At 73.8% G+C, this 1,034-nt stretch carries 1 protein-coding gene; it reads right to left on the reverse strand.

The window, feature by feature from the left end:
- The coding region (locus tag U5M74_RS16170; RefSeq protein ID WP_410909944.1) for an MCP four helix bundle domain-containing protein at window positions 1-843 on the reverse strand (843 nt) is incomplete at its 3' end.
- Window positions 844-1,034 lie beyond the last annotated feature (191 nt).

The following is a 1,034-nucleotide window of genomic DNA, read 5'->3' on the forward strand; positions in this document are numbered from 1 at the left end:
ATCCGCCAGGGTGTTGCGCACCGACGCCTGGGCCACGCCGAGCGAGCGGGCCGTGGCGCCGAGCTCGTCGTGCGTGCGCACGTCGGCCGGGACCGTGAAGTCGCCGCCGGCCATGGCCTCGAGCGAGCGCTGGACGGCCGTGGCGGAGCGCCGCACGCCGCGCGCCGTGAGCACGGCGACGACGAGCGCGACCACGAGGCCGGCCACGAGCACGACCGCGAGGATCACGACGGCGCGCGCGACGCGGTCGGCGGCGCCGTCCGCGACGCCCTGCTGGTGCGCGGCGATGGTCGCGTTGAGCCCGTCGAGGTTCGCGACGAAGCTGTCGATCAGCGGCTGCGAGACGGTGCCCAGGATCTCCTGGTACGCCTGCTGGTCGTCGCTCTGCGCGATCGGCACGATCTGCTGGTCGCGCACCTGGCGCCACTCGGCGAACGTCTCCTTGAACGCCAGCCAGTCCGGGTCGGACGCGAACGCGGTGGCGTCGAACTGGGCGATCCCCGCATCGACCTCGGCGTCGTTCTCGCGCTGCTTGGCGAGCCACTCGGCCTCGACCTCGTCGTCGGCCGTGGCGGCGAGCTGGGCGATGATCATGCGCGCCTTGAGCTGGTTCTGGTGGACGAACTGCAGCGGCTGGCTGACCTCGGTCTGCGCGCGGGCGACGTTCGCGACGTCGGTCTGCGTGGCCTGCAGCGACAGCAGCGCGTAGACGCCGGTGCCGACGGCGACGACCGCCAGCAGGAACACCGGCGCGAGGATCTTCGTCTGCACGCTGCGGCCCAGCAGCCGCAGGAGGCCGCGGGCCTCGCCGTCACGCACGGACGGGGACATGGTCGTGCTCATGGTTCTCCTTGGGGCTGGGCCGCCGTGGGCGCGCGCGGGCGCGCCCGGTGCACGGACGGAGTGGGTCAGGGCTGGGTCGTCGTGCCGGCTGTCGCGGCAGGGACGTCGTGCAGGGCTGTCCGGTGGGCCGGGGACCGGCCGACGATGGTCGGTCCCCGGCGCCGGGTGTCAGCCTGGTCGTGCGTGATGAC

The sequence above is a fragment of the Puerhibacterium sp. TATVAM-FAB25 genome (assembly GCF_046535855.1).
GTDB lineage: Bacteria > Actinomycetota > Actinomycetes > Actinomycetales > Cellulomonadaceae > Puerhibacterium > Puerhibacterium variabilis_A.